Here is a 17,069-nt window from a genome sequence, read left to right on the forward strand (position 1 = left end):
TTCAACCCCTTTTCAGGCCTTCTTGTACTTCGGGTGGTATTTCTCGATGTACTTGCGGTCGATCCTGGTCAAGGAGCTCTCGTCAAGCGTGGCAAGTATCTCCCACATCATATCCAACGTGGTCTCGATGCTGCGGTCCTCGTCCCTTCCCTGTTTGACTATCTTCTTTTCGAAGAGGTCGGCGAAGTCAAGGAACTTGCGGTCACGCTCGGACAATGCGTCCTTTCCGACGATGGCGACCAGACCGCGGAGGTCCTTCCCTTCCGCATAGGCGGCGTAGCATTGGTCTGATACCGCCTTGTGGTCCTCTCGGGTCTTTCCCTTGCCTATGCCCTCGTTCATCAGCCTGGAGAGGGATGTGGAGACGTCGATCGGGGGGTATATACCAGCACGCACTAGCTCGCGCTTGGCCACGAGCTGGCCCTCCGTGATGTAACCGGTAAGGTCGGCTATGGGGTGCGTGATGTCGTCACCCGGCATTGAAAGGATCGGGATCTGGGTGATGGAGCCTTTCTTTCCCTTGATCCTCCCTGCCCTCTCGTACAATGAGGCCAGGTCGGTGTACATGTATCCTGGATAGCCACGACGGCCAGGGACCTCCTCGCGGGCGGCGCCGATCTGGCGCAGCGCCTCGCAGTAGTTGGTGACATCGGTGAAGATGACCAGGACATGGTATCCTAGTTCATAGGCTAGGTACTCGGCGGTCGTCAGCGCCAACCTCGGCGTGATGATGCGTTCGATCGCAGGGTCATCGGCCAGGTTCAGGAAGACGACGGCCTTCTTCAGCGCGCCTGTCCTCTCGAAGTCCTTCATGAAGTACTGCGCCTCTTCGTTGGTTATGCCCATCGCGGCGAAGACGACCGCGAACTCCTCCTGGGCCCCTAGGACCTTTGCCTGGCGTGCGATCTGCAGGGCGATCTCGTTGTGCGGAAGGCCCGACCCCGAGAAGATCGGTAGCTTCTGTCCCCTCACCAGGGTGTTCATCCCATCGATGGTGGATATCCCGGTCTGGATGAACTCTGATGGCGAGTCCCGGGCCCATGGGTTGATGGCCGCACCGACTATGTCGAGCCTCTTTTCAGGAACTATCGCCGGCCCTCCGTCCAACGGTTCACCGCTCCCTGAGAGGATGCGGCCCAGCATGTCACGGGAGACCGGCATCTTCATGGTCTCGCCGAGGAACCTCGCGCCCGAGGCCTTCTCGATACCGGCCGTACCTTCGAACACCTGGATGACGACGAAGTCGTCGGAGGTGTCAAGGACCTGGCCCTTTTTCTCGGTCCCGTCCGGCAGACGGACGATGGCCAGCTCGTTGTATCCGACCGGCTCGGTCTTCTCAACGAAGACGAGCGGACCAGCGATCTGCGAGATCGTTCTGTACTCCTTTGTGGTCATTTACTTCGCCCCCAGGGTCTCGAATTCCTTTGCAAGCTCTCCGCCGAGGATGGAGTCGAGGATCTGGTCAACGTTCTCCTCGAGTTTGGCCGTCTGCAGTCTGGCGCGGACCTTCATCTTGGAGATCGCGTCGACCGGGACATCTCCCTCCAAGGCCTTCTGGGCATGGTCGTTGAACATCTTGATGATCTTGAGATACTTGTACTGGCGGATCATCGGGGAATAGGTGTCGACCTTGTGGTATGCGTTCTGCTGCAGGAAGATCTCTCGGACCATCCTCGACACCTCGAGCGTCAGCTTCTGCTCCTCAGGCAGCGCGTCAGAACCGACGAGCTGCACTATCTCCTGGAGCTCTGCCTCCTTCTGCAACAGCTCCATAGCCCAGTTGCGCAGCTCCGGGAAGTCCTCTGCGACATTCTGCTTGTACCAGTTGTCCAGACCTCCGGCGTAAAGGGAGTATGAGGTGAGCCAGTTGATGGCAGGGAAATGCCTTCTCTCACGTAGCTTTGAGTCCAACGCCCAGAAGACACGGACGATGCGCAGCGTGTTCTGCGTGACCGGTTCGGACATATCCCCGCCTGGTGGGGACACCGCACCTACGACGGAGATCGAGCCGAGGCTTCCATCGGGAAGCTCGACCCTGCCTGCACGCTCATAGAACTCAGAGAGCCTTGCGGCGAGGTAAGCAGGATATCCTTCCTCACCAGGCATCTCTTCCAGCCTTGAGGAGATCTCCCTCATGGCCTCTGCCCACCTGGAGGTGGAGTCGGCCATCAGAGAGACGTTGTAGCCCATGTCGCGGTAGTACTCTGCGATGGTCATGCCAGTGTAAACGGATGCCTCACGGGCAGCCACCGGCATGTTGGAGGTGTTCGCGATGAGGACGGTCCTTCCCATGAGGGGCTTGCCGGTCTTTGGGTCTTCCAGCTCTGGGAATGTCGTAAGGACCTCGGTCATCTCGTTCCCGCGCTCTCCGCACCCGATGTAAACGACGATCTCGGCATCCGACCACTTGGCCAATTGCTGCTGGGTGACGGTCTTTCCGGTACCGAACGCGCCGGGGATGGCGCCGGTGCCTCCCTTGGTGAGCGGGAACAGCGTGTCGAGGATCCTCTGCCCCGTGACGAGCGGGACGTCGGGGGCCATCTTCTTTATGAAGGGCCTTCCGAAACGGACGGGCCACCTCTGCATCATCGTTACTGCCTTACCGCCGATCACGGCGACCGTGTCGGTGACGGTGAACTCGCCCTGTTTTATCTCCTGGACCTCTCCGGACACCCCTGGCGGGACAAGCACCTTGTGCAATATCGACCTCTCAGGTACGGTACCTATGACGGTGCCTGGTGCGACCTTGTCCCCCTTCTTGACGGTCGGGGTGAACTGCCATTTCGCCTTACGGTCCAGACCGGGGGCGGCGACCCCCCTTTTGATGAAGTCTCCCATGACGGCCATCAGCTCCGGGAGGGGCCTTTGTATCCCATCATAAACGCTCCCGAGCAGGCCGGGGCCGAGCTCGGCGACGAGGGGCTGTCCAGTGTTGATGACAGGCTCGCCCGGGGAGACACCCGATGTATCCTCGTATACCTGGATGACGGTCTTGTCACCGACGATCTTGATGACCTCTCCCATCAGCTTTTCCTTGCCGACCAGGATGACATCGTACATCCTAGGGGAGATCCCTTCTGCCGTCACGACAGGTCCAGCAACTCTATAGATCTTGCCTTCATTCGCCATTTAAACCCCTCATGTCTTGTATAGATCAACGCCAATTGCCCTCTTGACCTTCTCGCGAAGGTCGCCTTCTTTCCTGCCCACCATGACGACCACCGGGGCGATGCTCTCCATCACCTTCTTTCTGGCCGTCGGGCTCAGCTTGTCAATGTCATTTGAATCGATCGCCAACACACCGATGGACGGGTCGGCGATGAGCTCCAATATCGTCTTTTCGTACATGTCCGGGGCCGGAATGTACGTCCTCTTCACGCCGCCTAGGCGGAAGCCGATGACGAACTCCTCGTTTCCTAGTACCGCTACGTCCATTAGACCACCAGCAGTTTCTTTATCTGCTCGACGTCCAGCCCGCTCTGCTTGCCGCGAGCGATGACCCGGATGTTGTCGACCTCGATCTTCTTTCTTATCATGTAATCGATTATCGGAAGCACGGAGAGGGGGTACACGTGCCCGAACCTCTCCGACTGTTTCGCCTGTATCTTCCTCAAGGCCAGGCCGACCTCTGTGAGCGACCCTTTCTGCTTCACTGTCTCCAGTTCTTCTTTTATATCTTCGTAGAACGAGAGCTTGTTCATCTCAGAGATCATCTGGTCCATCGTCTCGGTGGATGCCAGCCTTATGAGCTCTTTGACAGGAAGCTCTTGGCCGCCGTCAATGAAGTATGTTCCTACCTTGTCCACCGGGACCTTGTCGCGCTTGAGCTTCAATAACGTCAATATGTTGACGTTGTCTATCTCCTTCCTCACGAAACTGAGGAGCATCCTGTCGGCCTTTGAACCCTTCTCGAGCTGTCCGATCAGGTCCTGGTAGTACAATTTATCCAAGTAATCCTCGATCGGCCCCAACGTGCCGCTCGTCTCGAACGCCGACCTCACATCATCAGGAAGGACGATGTTGGCCCTCTTCCTTATGTCCTCCAAGATGTCGTTGATGGTATCAAGGGAGTAGAGGTGGTTCAAGTACTCTTCAGAGAGCTTGCCTGAAGGGATGAGCTCTTCCTGTACCTCTTCCTTGGTCGCCCCTGAGAACTTACCCCTCAGCAGGGTCTTTATGTTCCAATAATCCCACCTGCCGAGGTACTTCTCGACCGTCTCCTTCAGATCGCCGGTGCAGAACGATATGATCTGTCTGTTGACCCTTGCGAGGTTCCTCGCCGTGCCGAGCTCGATAAGGTTGACGCCGTCATATTTCGATGCCAGTTCGGCCATCTCTACTTCGTACTGCGTCTCTCCAAGGAAACGTCCGATCTCGTTCAGGTCCATCATCAGGAGCTTGGGGTAGTTGTCCTTTGTGAGCAACAAGCTCTTTTTGGCCTTTACCCTTGCGCAGGCATATGAATAGTTACCTTTGTTCCTACCCCACAATAGCGCCATCAGTTCACCCGAACAAGATGTTCGAAACGTTCTTCAGTTCCTTTTCCCAGACGCCTTCCAGGACCGTCTTGAAACGGTAATCGAGGCTGATCGTTCCATCCTCGCTCTCGAGAATGAGCCCTGGCTCCATGTCCTTCTCGATTACGGCCCGGACGCCCATCGCGTTTCCAAGGAGGGCGGCGTCGCCCTTCGGGCAATAGACCTTAGGGTTAGGGATGACGCTCTGCGCCTTGGTGATGATCTTTCCGTAGACCTTGGCCCTTTCGGTCGAAGATATGGAGTTAAGCTCCTTCAACGTCTCTTGGAACGCCTCGTCCAAAGCGGCCTTCTTGGCGTTTAGGACGACCCTTTTCGCCTCGAGCTCGGCACTGGACATCTCCTGTTGTCTCAGACGGGCCAGAGCAAGCTCGAGCTCCTTCTCCTGGGCCTTCTTTTTCGCTGCGATGTTCTCGTCGGCCTGCTGAAGGATCGCTGCCTTCTCCTTCTCCGCTTCTTGGATCAGCTTCTCTGCTTCTTTGTTCGCGCTGTCCAAGATTTGTCCAACTACATTATCCAATGCCATGGAACGGCCTCTTGCTAGCTTTCAGCTTCCCGTTCACTCCATCTTGATCCAGAGCAGAACGGAGACGACCAGTCCAAAGATGACGATGGTCTCAGGGATAACTGTCAGGATCAGGCCCTTACCGAAGAGCTTCTCGTTCTCGGCCATGGCGCCGACCGCCGCGGCACCGATGGAGGACTCGGCAATGGCCGATGCCAAACCAGTTAGTCCGACCGCTATTCCCGCTCCGATTGCTATCAATCCCAAGTCTGCCATTTCTTACTCACCTGCTTTTTCGGTTGTTATCTTTCTCACGATGCGTAACGGGTCGAACTTGACCCCCCCGCCCTCGTAGAACTTCTGGAAGAGCTCAACGTAATGCAACCTGATGCTGTGCATGCCCGCGGATATTATCCCAAGGATGAACACCATCAGCTGTCCGACGATGAACACTGCCAATGCAACTATCGCAAAAACGATGTCCACTTCTTTTGTGACGTCTATGATTATCTCAAAGGCCAGTGTGTTGAAGGCGAATGCCAGGCCAGCCTTTGACATCCCTATCGCAGTAAGACGTGTATAGGACATGACATTGGACATCAGCCCAGGAAGCTCAAGGAGGGCCCCGCCCCCTTCGCCCAGGTAAGCCATTACCACGCCCGGTATGATCATTGCCAAAGATATGTAGAGATACATGTCCAACAGCGGGAATCCCCAAGAATCCAATGGGGCCACCAGCATATCGATGATATAGATGAGAAGGAACCATCCGCCTATGAGGATCAGAAGCCAAGAGAATTTCTCCATGACCGCGTGCTTGAGACCGTACCTTATGGTCTTGTTGTAAAATCCGATGCCAAAGCCCATGGCAAGATGCGCGAACCCAATCATCAAGGAGATGAACAGCAGGATCTTCACATCGTGAAGTTTGCTGAACGGCTCAGATATGAACGGCATGTCTATGTTCGTGTGCAACAAGGTGGACCATGTGAGCTCGTCTCCCATGGGCTCGAAGTGCATACCGAGCGCTTCACCGAACATGAAATAACCTATAATGATCGCCCATATGCCCCCGAAGAACAGCATCGTGGCGATCGTCCTCCATTCCGGGGACCTGCACTTCTTGAGACCGAGGGCGCCCAGGCTAGCGAATGCTATACCATAACCGACATCGCCCACCATCAGACCAAAGAAGAGAGGGAAGGTAATGGCCAGTACGAACGAGGGGTCTATCTCATTATACTTAGGCGTTGAGATCATCTCGGTCAGGAACTCGAACTTCTTCACCGTTCTGTTGTTCGATTGCTTGGAGGGCGTCTCGTCCTTCTTTCCATAATCGATCAGTTGGATGTGGCCAGTGTCGTGAGCATGGCCTTCGAACCTCTTGGCGGTCTCCAGAACATCCAAAAAGACCTTGTCCCCCACCCCTTCCTCAAGTGCTCTTCTTAGTTTGTCCACATCGGCGGTCGGTACCCACCCATCGATGATGAAGGCATGGGGGGTGGTCCCAAAACGCAAGGGGGTCTCTGCCACCTGGACCTCTATGCTCAGCTGCTCATCGGCCGCTGCGACCGTCAATCCGAACTTCTCTCGGATCTCGTCGAGCTTCTTGGTCGATTCCTCGAGCGATGCTTGGAGCTTGAGGATCTCCTCGTCGATCTCCTTGACCCTGTCAGAAGGCATCCCTTTGCCTGAAGGGATCTGGACCTCCACGAACCCTTTTTTAACTAGTATGTCCTGGACCGCGTTGGCATCCTTGAGCGGATAGAAGATGGCAAAGTTCTTCCCATCCTTGGAGGCGAAGACCTCCGCGTCTGGGGAAACCTTCTTGATGTCGGAGGTGGGGTCCCCATTGACATGGCCTGCGATGACCCCTATCGTGTAATATCCTTTATAAAGTTCTAAGGGGAGCTCGATCTTGACAAATGGTTCAAGGGACTTTTTCTCGATCTGGAGCTCGTTGAGCCTTGCCGCGGCCTTTGCTTTTGCCTCGATGACCGCTCCGAGCTCCTTGTCCAGCTCCTCCATCGACATCTCAAGCTCCGCCTTGATCTTGCTGACCGGGACGGTACCCTTGACCGGACCGTTGGTGAGCCCTAGGTCCTTCTCCAGGGCGCGGAGCTTGAGCAGCTTCTTGGAGGCCTCTGAGGACTCGGGCAATGGTGAACCGAGAGAGAAGCCCTGTTCATCCGCAGGAAAATCTATGACGTGAATTGATTCGCTCTTATACAGGACCTCTATCGTCTTTTTCATGCTTTCTTTTGAACCGACGATGATTATCCTGCTCATCTCTTCCGGGATCAACATGATAGCGCCTCAGAGCGATCTGTCGAATGATTCCTTTAGATACTGACATACAGCGGAGGTTCTGGAGGCCGAGTGGGCCTTGACTTTGCCCGCCTCCTCCTTGCCTTTGTTGATGAGCTCGGCCTTTATAGCCCCGATCTTTGCCCTCTCTGTCGCGAGCGCCTTCTCGTGGTCCTCCCTCATCTTCGCCTCAGCATCCTGGATCCTCTTGATGGCGTCGCGCCTTGCATTTGCGACGATGGCCCTCTGTTTTTCCTGAGCATCCTTGATTATCTGGGCCGCCTTTGCTTCGGCGTCCTTGATCTGTAGAAGTGTGTCAGCCCTAGTCACAGGACTCTCCCCGCTGATTTCCCCACCGAATCAATTTATGTTATTTAACCATTTGCTACGTCGTGACACGGACAAACGGAATAAACGATAGAATATGAAGAGGCGTCATCAATTCCTCAGAGGAATATTTTATTATTCGCCAGCAAATGATTAAACGATATGCATATTGGAATGCTGTCGGTGCCGGTAATTATGATTATATTGATAATATATATTTAAATAAATTATTTAATTTTTAAGGTCGCATCTTCTGACCTTCACGTTGGTCTCCGCGAGGATGTCCCGTGAGAGCGGGTCGATGTAGTCGTCCTTGAAGACTATTTCAGCTATGCCGGCGTTCAGAAGTATCTTGGTGCACATCACACAGGGATATGTGGTGGTGTATATCGTACCGTCCTTGATGCTCACTCCGAAGTAGGCGGCCTGGATCACGGCGTTCTGCTCGGCATGAACGCCGCGGCAGAGCTCGTGTCTTGTGCCGGATTCGATGTTGTTGTTGAGCCTGACGCACCCCACCTCTTCACAATGTCTAAGGCCCTTAGGGGCCCCGTTGTATCCTGTGCTGAGCACCCTCTTCTCTTTGACGATGACCGCACCGACCTTCCTCCTCAGGCAGGTCGAACGAGTGCTGACCAGGTCGGCCATGCGCATGAAATAGGTATCGTTATCGGGTCTGTCCATCTTTGCCCCTGCGGCTTGATAGCGGTACCATTATAATAAAAATGCCTGCGAACCCTGCACAATAATATATCTAGAAAGGCGACGGTTCCTTCGGGCTGTAAATAGATGGTGACCGCAAAGAAGGTTTGGGACGAGGTCAGGTCCTTCGTCATCACGATCGCCGTTTTCCTCATCATCATAGGGGCCCTGTTCCTCTACAGCGGGATATGGCCTCCGTTCGTGGTGGTCGAATCGGGCAGCATGCAGCATTCCGACGACAGGAGCAAAATTGGAATCATGGACACTGGAGACCTGATACTTGTCAGGGAGCTCGGCGAGGATGGTGGCATCGTCACTTATGTGGAAGGATATTCCACTGGATACCGCACCTTCGGCGATTATGGGGACGTCGTCATGTACAAGCGGGATGGCACCGACCGCTTCACCCCGGTCATCCATAGGGCCATAGTACTTCTCGAGTTCAATTCGACGTCGGGAAGCTACGATGTTCCTTCCTTGGCCAATCTCCCGAATGAAAAATGGTCCCACGATGGTGCATCAGATGGAAGATGGTGGGACCTTGACGGCACGTTGTACATCTATGGCGTTGGTTACAAAAAAGAGACCTTGGAGATCCATCTTGACGACCTTCTATCTTATGGCCGAGGTGGTTACATCACCAAGGGCGACCACAATGATGTCATCGACCAGAACCCTCAGGCCCCCATCTCCACGGGGCCTGTCCTGGAAGAGTGGGTCATCGGGACCGCCAAGGCGGAGCTTCCTTGGTTCGGGCTGATCAAGCTATGGTTCTCTGGACAATATAGACCATATGGACCGGGGGTGCCCGATAATAGCTGGACGGCGTTGTTCCTGACCATAGCCCTCATGGTCCTAGTGCCGATCGCCGTTGAGGTTGGGGACGTGCTTTTGAAGCGGAGGGGGATAGACGTCGTTGCCAGGATAAGGTCAAAGGTGCCCTGGACTAAAAAGAGGCCGAAGAGGCCCTGATCGTCAGATCAATGTCGTCTGGTTCTTCGGTTTGTATTGCTTCAGCTCTTGGAAGATGTCATCCTCTTCCAGGACCTTTTTTGTCTCGCTCAACGAGACGCTCAGGTCGATCTCCTTGGTGCGTCCGCCACGACCGAACGACTTCACCTTCGCATGGATTATCCCCATCATATCGAGCTCTGAGATAAGGTCGGTTATGCGCCTCTGGGTCAGCTGCACCATCCCAAGGTGCCTGGCCATATCTCGATAGGTCTCATACACCTCCCCGGTCGTGAGCCTCTCGTTCCCCTTCTCCTCATTGAGGATGATGCACATCAATACCAGCTTCGACTGAGTGGGCAAGGTGCGTACCGCCTCCGACACGCAGTCGAGCTCCATCTTGTTCTTGGCCTTCAGGACATGCACGTCTGATATCCTTTCAGATCCTTCCCTTTCGGCGATCTCCCCAGAGATCCTCAGCAGGTCTAGCGCTTTTCTTGCATCGCCGTGCTCTTGGGCGGCCAAAGCCGCGCACAAGGGTATGACCCCCTCCTCAAGGACGTTGTCGTCGAATGCCAGAGCGGCCCTTTGCCTTAAGATGTCCTGAAGCTGTTCTGCGTTATACGGGGGGAATACCATCTTCTCCCCCTCCAAACGGCTTTTAACTCGGGGGTCAAGAAGGTCTGTGAAAAGAAGGTCGTTCGAGATCCCTATTACTGTCACCCTTGCGTTCTTCAGGTCATCATTGATCTTCGATAGATGATAGAGGACGTCGTCGCCGCTCTTATAGACGAGCTTATCGATCTCGTCAAGTGCGATTATTATCACTCTCCTCTGCTCATCGAGGTTGTCTCTCAGCATCTGGTAGACCTGCGTTATGCTCAATCCTGTGAAAGGTATCCGCTGCTCGAAGTCCTGGATGAACTGGTTGCCGATGTTCTGCAGAACGCCATATGGTGTATCGACCACCTCACAGTTCATATATATGAATGTGACCTGGCCCTTGTCCGCATCGGCCTTCTTTATCTCGTTCCCGATGTATTTCACGCAGGCGGTCTTTCCTGTGCCGGTCTTTCCAAAGATCAGAATATTAGAGGGTCTCTCTCCCTTCAAAGCCGGAACAAGCACAGATGCAAGCGAGTTTATCTGCTCCTTTCTATGCGGCAGCTCACCAGGTATATAGGATGGCCTCAGAATCTCTCGGTTGCTCTTCTTGAATATCTGCTTCCTGTCCAGGTGTGCCTGGAATATATTTGGTTCCATCCTGATGACCTCTATGACGTCGAGCGCCCCGGCGAAAGCGTTTAGTTGATTTAAGAGGCTCGCAGAAGCGGAAATCATAGTAAGGGGTTGCCCAATAAAAAGGTAATTTTTATCGGGGCCATCGAATTCGACAGGAAACGCAGGTCTCTACTAATAAAATAGTAGGTATTCTGGCATCCAACCCCTACCCCTTCATTTCCACTAGAGATGTGAACGTCTTTGGGCGTTGAAACTTCATTATCGAAGAGGGGTATTGAGGAGACCGGGTGAGTGATTGGAAGAAAGGACGGCCATCCTAAAGCGGGCGGCCTTGGTCAGCTTGGACCGCGATGTCGATGAGGTAGAGGAGCTTGCTAGGACTGCTGGCTATGAGGTGGTGTACGAAATTGTGCAGAGGAGGAAGAGGCCTGAGCCTTCTCTATACATTGGGCGGGGCAAGGTCGAAGAAATAAAGGAGCTGTTGGCCGAAAGCCCTGTTGAGGCTATTATAATAAATGGAGAGGCGAAGCCGTCCCATCATTATAATCTGGAAAGTTTGCTGGGGGTGGAGTGTGTAGATAGGATAAGGTTGATCCTTGATATTTTCAAGACGAGGGCGAACAATAAAGAATCCAGACTTCAGGTTGAAAAGGCCAGATTAAAATATGAGGCCCCACTTTTGAAGGAGTGGATACATAGTGCAAAGGCCGGGGAGCACCCTGGCTTCATGGGAGGGGGTGAGTATGCCATCGATGTTTACTATGATTTGATCAAAAAGAGGATCAAGAGCATCGACCGAGAGCTATCAGAGATGAGGAGGGTCTCAGATCAAAAGAGGAATAGAAGGGAAAGGAATGAACTTTTTATCGTCACGTTAACTGGATATACAAATGCCGGTAAATCCTCCTTGATGAGGGTGTTGACCAAAGAGGATGTTTTGGTTGAGGACAGAATGTTCTCTACTCTATCAACCACAACAAGATCCTTGAGCGGGGAGGATATCCTCATCGTTGACACTATTGGGTTCATAAAGAACCTTCCTTACTTTATGATAGAATCTTTTAGGAATACTATCGAAGAGGTCTTTTATTCTGATCTGGTGTTGCTAGTGATAGATTGCTCTGATCCGCTAGATGATCTGCGAAGGAAACTGAACGTATCTTTGGAGATTCTACTTCCAAGAATAGACAAAGAAAAGATAATTATTATATTAAATAAAATAGATAAGAAATCTAATAAAAATCAATACTTCGATATAGAGAACTTGATATTCCAATCGCTTGGTGATGTTGAGATTGTAAGAACCTCTGCAAAGGAAATGATTGGAATTGAAGAGCTTAAGGATAGGATCCAAGCAAGGTTCAAAAGGGACGTCTTTATCTCAGTATCTCTCCCAAATCTCCCAAATTCACAATCCAACGTCTCAAGGATCTTTGACCTCTGCGACGTTCTGTCGTGTGAATACTCGAAAAACATCACAATAAAAGGCAAATGCCATCTGGCAGATGTTGGAAAAATCGAGAAGATCGCTAAGGCATCAGGTGGAAGACGTCTAAGAGGAGAGAAATGAAATTAGGAAGCCTCTCCAATGGAAATAAAGGGGTCCCCCTTATTTCACGTCGAACTCCTTCTTTTTGTTCGCGACCTTTTCATCGAATCTCGAAGGGAGGCGCCACGCAGTATATTCCAGCTCGTCCTTTATCGCAACAAACTCCTTCTTGCTCTTCACCGCCATCATCTTATTGAACGAGCGGACCCTTTTTACATATCCATAAAGAAGGAGAACCCCCGCCAAAAGAACGATGAAACCGATCGACACCAGATAATACCCCCACCCACCCACATCAAACAGTTCTGGCGCATAGAAGTCCAGGATCCCAAGCACGAACAGGAGAGCACCAAGCCCGATCAGCAGACAATCAAATGGAAGAGCATGCTCAACATAAACAGGCCTTGCCATGCCGACGCGAATCGACTTATCCCTATTCAAGATTTTCACTGGTAGTCTGATTGCATCCAACACGACCTTTCTGATAAAATCCATCGACCGTATATGACCCCCTCCAAACACCAGACCGCGCCGACCATCGCACTTGCCACACTCTCGGTCCTCGCCCTACTTTTGATCAGTGACATGGCCCCCCGCCAGGCCGACGACTTCGCCGATCTGCCCGCCGATGGGAAACCATTTGAGATCCTCTGCACGATAACCACGCAGAGGGATGCAAGGGGAGGCAAGCTCTTGGAGCTTAGGGACCAGGAGGGAGAGCTGATGAGAGCATATTGCCCAAACGGCACATGGGTCGATATCCAGCTTCCTTGCGTCGCCTACATCACCGGCCATCTGGACAATGGCGCAGAGCCCTTTATGTTCATAGACGCGATCGAGCCTTGTGACAAGGCAAGTTTAATCTAATCCCCATTCCTGAGGTGGTAGCCGACACCATGTTCGTAGCGTTCGACGACACAGATTCCACGGAGTTCATGTGCACCACGTTCCTTGCGACAGAGGTCATCGATGCCATGCGGGAGTACGACCTCATCGGGCTTCCAAGGTTGGTAAGGCTCAATCCCGCGGTGCCTTGGAAGACCAGAGGGAACGCTGCCGTTGCGTTGAGGTTCGGGAGGGGAAAGGGCCAGGCAGCTCTGGCTGGGATGATAAGGGACACGCCCGTCTATTGTTACCAAAAGATGATAGAGCCCGCCCCGGCAGGTGAGGCGCTCGACAGGTGCTCTTTCCTACTTGATAAGTGGTCGAGGGTCAAGGAGGATGCCAGTCCCGGGCTCGTCGTAACTGAGAAGAGGCCCTCTCCTCGACTGTATTGGCGTGCCGTGAGGGACATCGTGGAGAAGGAGGACGTCATTAAGGAGATAGAGAGGATAGGTGCCAAGAGGTACGAGCTGGCCGGCGGGAGAGGGGTGATAGGCGCGACCGCCGCCCTGTCCTGGCGCCCTCGGGACCGCACGTTCGAGGTCATCGCCTACAGGTCCAGGGACAGGTGGGGGAGGCCAAGGCACCTTACTGACGCGTCGGTACTGGAAATGGACAGGAAGTTCACATCCACGTTCAACAACTTCGACCAATGTGAAGGCAGGAGGGCGATATCTCCCCACACGCCATGCCCTGTGCTCTTCGGGATCAGAGGTGATGACCCCTATGTGCTGCCCTCGGCGATGCTCAGCCTCGACTCGGAGCCGATAGACAGATGGCTCCTATATCTCACCAACCAAGGCACCGACGACCATATAATCCACAATTGGACGAGTTTGGTCCCCGACCGCTCATATGATGTGCAGGCGACGGTCGTAGAAGGGCCCAGGACGATCAGGGGCGGGCATGTGGTAATAGGCACGCTCACGGACCGAGGCCATCACAGGCTCGAAATGACCGCCTATGAGCCATCGAAGGACTTCAGGGAAGTTATAAGGCAGTTACAGGTGGGGGACAGGATCAGGGCCTATGGCGAGCTGAGGCGCAGCCCAAGGACCCTTAACATCGAGAAGCTCGAGATAGTCGCGCTGGTCCATGCGTACGAGAAGGTCTCGAACCCCGTCTGTGGCACATGTGGTAAGAGGATGCAGTCGATGGGCACCGCCGGGGGATACCGTTGCAAGAAATGCAGGCTCAAGGCCCCCGAGTCTGCCGCTGAAAGACGTAAGATCGAAAGGAAGATCGCCACTGGGTGGTATGAACCCCCCGTCTGCGCGAGAAGGCATCTCAGCAAACCTCTGAAGAGATGCCAGACGGAGCATGATAGGATTACGTTATGAGTCGATGAGGACCATCGACAATATTTTATACACATATCCTTTTGCTACGGGCTGAAAAAGGCTGGAAAGGACCAGAGAGGATGCTTCAATGCAGGATGTTGTGATCTTGAGCGCTGCGAGGACCGCGATAGGGAAGTTCGCGGGCAGCCTGAAGGATGTGCCGGCCGTGGAGCTCGGCGCTTTGACCATTAGAGAAGCGGTGAGCAGGGCCAAGCTTGACCCGAAGGATATTCAGGAATGCATAATGGGCAACGTGCTGCAGGCAGGTCTGGGGCAGAACCCAGCAAGGCAGGCGGCCGTGAAGGCCGGCCTTCCATACGAGATCGGGTCGGTCACCATCAACAAGGTCTGTGGTTCGGGGCTGAAGGCCGTTATGCTCGCGGCGAACTCGATCAGGGCAGGGGAGCACGAGGTCCTTGTCGCCGGCGGCATGGAGAACATGAACCAGGCCCCCTATCTTCTGAGAGAGGCGCGGTTCGGATACAGGCTCAACGACAACAAGATCGTCGACCACATGGTGAACGATGGCCTCTGGGACAGCTTCAATCAGATCCACATGGGCATGACAGCGGAGATATGCGCCGAGAGGCACAATGTAAAAAGGGAGGAGGCGGACGAGCTATCGCTCCAAAGTCACATGAAAGCCCAACGTGCGACCGTCGAAGGGCGCTTCGAGAAGGAGATCGTGCCCTACGTCATCAGGTCGAAGAAGGGCGACACCGTCCTCAAGGTCGATGAGGGCATCAGGCCAGACACGACCATGGAGGCGTTGGCCAAGCTGAGGCCCGCCTTCAAGGAAGGAGGGCAGGTCACCGCCGGTAACTCCTCGCAGCTGAGCGATGGAGGGGCCGCCCTCGTGGTGGCATCAAGAAAATTTGCCGAAGAGAGGGGCATCAGGCCTTTGGCGAGCATAATAGGTTATCACACCGGAGGTACCAGGCCCGAGTGGATCATGGAGGCCCCGATACCCACCACCAAGGAACTTCTTTCAAAGCTTAAGATGAGGCCGGAAGAGATAGACCTTTTCGAGCACAACGAGGCCTTCGCGGCGGCGTCGGTCGCGGTCAAAAGGGCGTTCGATATACCAGACGATAAGTTCAATGTGAACGGGGGGGCGGTCGCTCTGGGTCACCCCATCGGATGCAGCGGGGCCAGAGTCCTCACCTCTCTGATATACGCGCTTCACGACAGGAAGAGGGACTTAGGCCTGGCGACACTGTGCCTCGGTGGAGGGAACGCCGTATCGATGGTCGTGCGCCGTGAGTGACCATCATCTCCTACGGCGCCCGAACAGAAGCCAGAGCATACCCGCGATCAAAATGATACCGAAAAGGGAAAGACCGATCAGCGCGGCCTCCTGCAGCTCCATGATTTCATGATAATATTCAGTGGTATTTAAGCCGAGCTTCTAGGGCAGGACAGTATTGAACAGAAGATAACTGGCAAGGAATTAATACACCGAAACCCAATCCTATCCGGATCACGATGCCTTCCATTGACGATAAACTGACCTTGCTCGATAACAATCTGGATGAGATGGTGGAGGCGCTCTCCGAGCTTGTCCGCGTACCGGCGATAGGGCCGGAGAGCGGAGGGGACGGGGAGTTTCTGCGGTCGCGTCTTCTGAAGGAGATGGTGGACAACTGCGGGTTCGACGAGGTCGACATCTATGAATGTTATGATGAGAGGGTCAAGCTAAGGTCGCGGCCCAACATCGTGGCCAGAAAGAAAGGGAGGACCGACCAGACCGTTTGGATAGTCTCCCACATGGACACTGTCCCTCCTGGCGACCTGCAGGCGTGGAGCTTCCCACCCTTCAGACCGAAGCTCTCGGACGGAAAGCTGTATGGTCTGGGGACCGAGGACAACGGGCAGGCGGTCATCTCCTCTCTGTTCGCCGCCAAGGCCGTGCTGGATATGGGGGTACCTTTGGAAAGGGGCCTTGGCCTCATCATGGTGGCCGATGAGGAGTTCGGCTCGGACAAGGGGATCAAATGGCTGCTCCAGCAGGACATATTCGGCAAGGACGACATCTTCTACGTCCCGGACTCAGGGAGCCCTGATGGGACCTTCATCGAGGTGGCGGAGAAGACCATCATGTGGCTCAAGGTCAATGTGGCCGGTAAGCAGACCCACGCTTCCACCCCCCACAAGGGGCTCAACGCCGAGAAGATCGGGGCCGAGCTGATAGCGTTCCTGGTCGATTACATGGACAGGAAATATGGCAAGCTCAACCCCCTATTCGACCCGCCGATGTCGACGTTCGAACCGACAAAACACCTGATCAACGTGGCGAACGTGAACACCATCCCAGGGGAGAACACGTTCTTCCTTGATTTCAGGATCCTCCCGGAATATGACCCGGAGGATATCATGAAGACGATGAGGTGGATCGCGGACCTGTTCGAGGACAAGACGGGGGCGAAGATCACGCTGGAGACCGTCCAGTTCACGAAGAGCGGCAGACCGTCCCCCACAGATTCCAAGGCATTCCTTGCGCTCGTCGAGGCGATCAAGAAGGTCAGGGGCGTCACCCCGAAGGCCGGGGGCGTGGGAGGCGGGACCTGTGCCAACTATTTCAGGCTGGCAGGATATGACGCATATGTCTGGCAGACGATCGACGAGATGATGCATTCACCGAACGAGTACTGCAAGGTCGACAACCTCCTGAACGATGCCAAGGTGTTCGCCTGCCTGTTGGCGGACCTATGCCTTCAGAAAGAATGAGG

At 54.3% G+C, this 17,069-nt stretch carries 18 protein-coding genes; 6 read left to right on the forward strand and 12 right to left on the reverse strand.

Features of this window, described 5'->3' with window-relative positions:
* Positions 1-12: 12 nt before the first annotated feature.
* From HPY73_05090 to HPY73_05130, 9 genes are all read right to left on the reverse strand, one after another.
* The gene (locus HPY73_05090) at positions 13-1,395 is read right to left on the reverse strand and encodes a V-type ATP synthase subunit B (protein ID QLH74876.1); all 1,383 of its coding nucleotides are present in this window, start codon (positions 1,393-1,395) and stop codon (positions 13-15) included.
* Positions 1,396-3,129 (reverse strand): V-type ATP synthase subunit A, encoded by a 1,734-nt coding sequence (locus HPY73_05095; GenBank protein QLH74877.1) that lies wholly within the window; start codon positions 3,127-3,129, stop codon positions 1,396-1,398.
* A 9-nt stretch (positions 3,130-3,138) separates the two neighbouring features.
* Entirely contained in the window at positions 3,139-3,435 is a 297-nt protein-coding gene (locus tag HPY73_05100) for a V-type ATP synthase subunit F (protein ID QLH74878.1), read from the reverse strand.
* On the reverse strand, positions 3,435-4,499 hold the full coding sequence (gene ahaC / locus HPY73_05105; GenBank protein ID QLH74879.1) for an ATP synthase A1 subunit C: 1,065 nt from the start codon (positions 4,497-4,499) through the stop codon (positions 3,435-3,437). Before ahaC ends, HPY73_05100 begins: the two co-directional genes overlap by 1 nt.
* Positions 4,500-4,503: 4 nt before the next feature.
* Positions 4,504-5,061, reverse strand: coding sequence for a hypothetical protein (locus HPY73_05110; GenBank protein ID QLH74880.1), 558 nt, complete (start codon positions 5,059-5,061; stop codon positions 4,504-4,506).
* A 33-nt stretch (positions 5,062-5,094) separates the two neighbouring features.
* On the reverse strand, positions 5,095-5,316 hold the full coding sequence (locus tag HPY73_05115) for a V-type ATP synthase subunit K (GenBank protein ID QLH74881.1): 222 nt from the start codon (positions 5,314-5,316) through the stop codon (positions 5,095-5,097).
* Between the two features lie 3 nt (positions 5,317-5,319).
* The gene (locus tag HPY73_05120; GenBank protein QLH74882.1) at positions 5,320-7,347 is read right to left on the reverse strand and encodes a V-type ATP synthase subunit I; all 2,028 of its coding nucleotides are present in this window, start codon (positions 7,345-7,347) and stop codon (positions 5,320-5,322) included.
* A 9-nt stretch (positions 7,348-7,356) separates the two neighbouring features.
* Positions 7,357-7,677: a hypothetical protein gene (locus HPY73_05125; GenBank protein QLH74883.1), complete on the reverse strand. Its 321-nt coding sequence runs from the start codon at positions 7,675-7,677 to the stop codon at positions 7,357-7,359.
* 228 nt (positions 7,678-7,905) lie between these two features.
* Positions 7,906-8,358, reverse strand: a complete 453-nt coding sequence (locus tag HPY73_05130) for a cytidine/deoxycytidylate deaminase family protein (GenBank protein ID QLH74884.1) — start codon at positions 8,356-8,358, stop codon at positions 7,906-7,908.
* Between the two features lie 105 nt (positions 8,359-8,463).
* Between HPY73_05130 and HPY73_05135 the strand changes: the two genes are divergently transcribed.
* The gene (locus HPY73_05135; protein QLH74885.1) at positions 8,464-9,348 is read left to right on the forward strand and encodes a S26 family signal peptidase; all 885 of its coding nucleotides are present in this window, start codon (positions 8,464-8,466) and stop codon (positions 9,346-9,348) included.
* A 3-nt stretch (positions 9,349-9,351) separates the two neighbouring features.
* On the opposite strand, the gene HPY73_05140 is transcribed toward HPY73_05135, so the two are convergent.
* Positions 9,352-10,590 carry an ORC1-type DNA replication protein gene (locus HPY73_05140; protein ID QLH75680.1) on the reverse strand — a complete coding sequence of 413 codons (1,239 nt, stop codon included), beginning with the start codon at positions 10,588-10,590 and terminating at the stop codon, positions 9,352-9,354.
* A 274-nt stretch (positions 10,591-10,864) separates the two neighbouring features.
* Between HPY73_05140 and hflX the strand changes: the two genes are divergently transcribed.
* Positions 10,865-12,139 (forward strand): GTPase HflX, encoded by a 1,275-nt coding sequence (hflX, locus tag HPY73_05145; GenBank protein QLH74886.1) that lies wholly within the window; start codon positions 10,865-10,867, stop codon positions 12,137-12,139.
* A gap of 39 nt (positions 12,140-12,178) precedes the next feature.
* Here the strand turns inward: hflX and HPY73_05150 are convergent, their stop codons facing one another.
* On the reverse strand, positions 12,179-12,529 hold the full coding sequence (locus HPY73_05150) for a hypothetical protein (GenBank protein QLH74887.1): 351 nt from the start codon (positions 12,527-12,529) through the stop codon (positions 12,179-12,181).
* A 93-nt stretch (positions 12,530-12,622) separates the two neighbouring features.
* Here HPY73_05150 and HPY73_05155 point away from each other — a divergent pair, with 93 nt between their 5' ends.
* The 3 genes from HPY73_05155 to HPY73_05165 all read left to right on the forward strand — a co-directional run bounded on the left by HPY73_05155 (position 12,623) and on the right by HPY73_05165 (position 15,607).
* Positions 12,623-12,985, forward strand: coding sequence for a hypothetical protein (locus HPY73_05155; GenBank protein ID QLH74888.1), 363 nt, complete (start codon positions 12,623-12,625; stop codon positions 12,983-12,985).
* A gap of 14 nt (positions 12,986-12,999) precedes the next feature.
* The gene (locus tag HPY73_05160) at positions 13,000-14,340 is read left to right on the forward strand and encodes a DUF1743 domain-containing protein (protein ID QLH74889.1); all 1,341 of its coding nucleotides are present in this window, start codon (positions 13,000-13,002) and stop codon (positions 14,338-14,340) included.
* Between the two features lie 88 nt (positions 14,341-14,428).
* Positions 14,429-15,607 (forward strand): acetyl-CoA C-acetyltransferase, encoded by a 1,179-nt coding sequence (locus HPY73_05165; GenBank protein QLH74890.1) that lies wholly within the window; start codon positions 14,429-14,431, stop codon positions 15,605-15,607.
* A 3-nt stretch (positions 15,608-15,610) separates the two neighbouring features.
* Here HPY73_05165 and HPY73_05170 read toward each other — a convergent pair whose 3' ends face one another.
* Complete coding sequence (locus HPY73_05170) at positions 15,611-15,709, reverse strand: LPXTG cell wall anchor domain-containing protein (protein ID QLH74891.1); 99 nt, start codon at positions 15,707-15,709, stop codon at positions 15,611-15,613.
* Between the two features lie 116 nt (positions 15,710-15,825).
* On the opposite strand from HPY73_05170, the gene HPY73_05175 reads away from it, so the two are divergent.
* Positions 15,826-17,067, forward strand: coding sequence for a M20 family metallo-hydrolase (locus tag HPY73_05175; GenBank protein QLH74892.1), 1,242 nt, complete (start codon positions 15,826-15,828; stop codon positions 17,065-17,067).
* Positions 17,068-17,069: the final 2 nt, after the last annotated feature.

This window comes from Methanomassiliicoccales archaeon (assembly GCA_013415865.1).
Lineage (GTDB): Archaea > Thermoplasmatota > Thermoplasmata > Methanomassiliicoccales > UBA472 > MVRC01.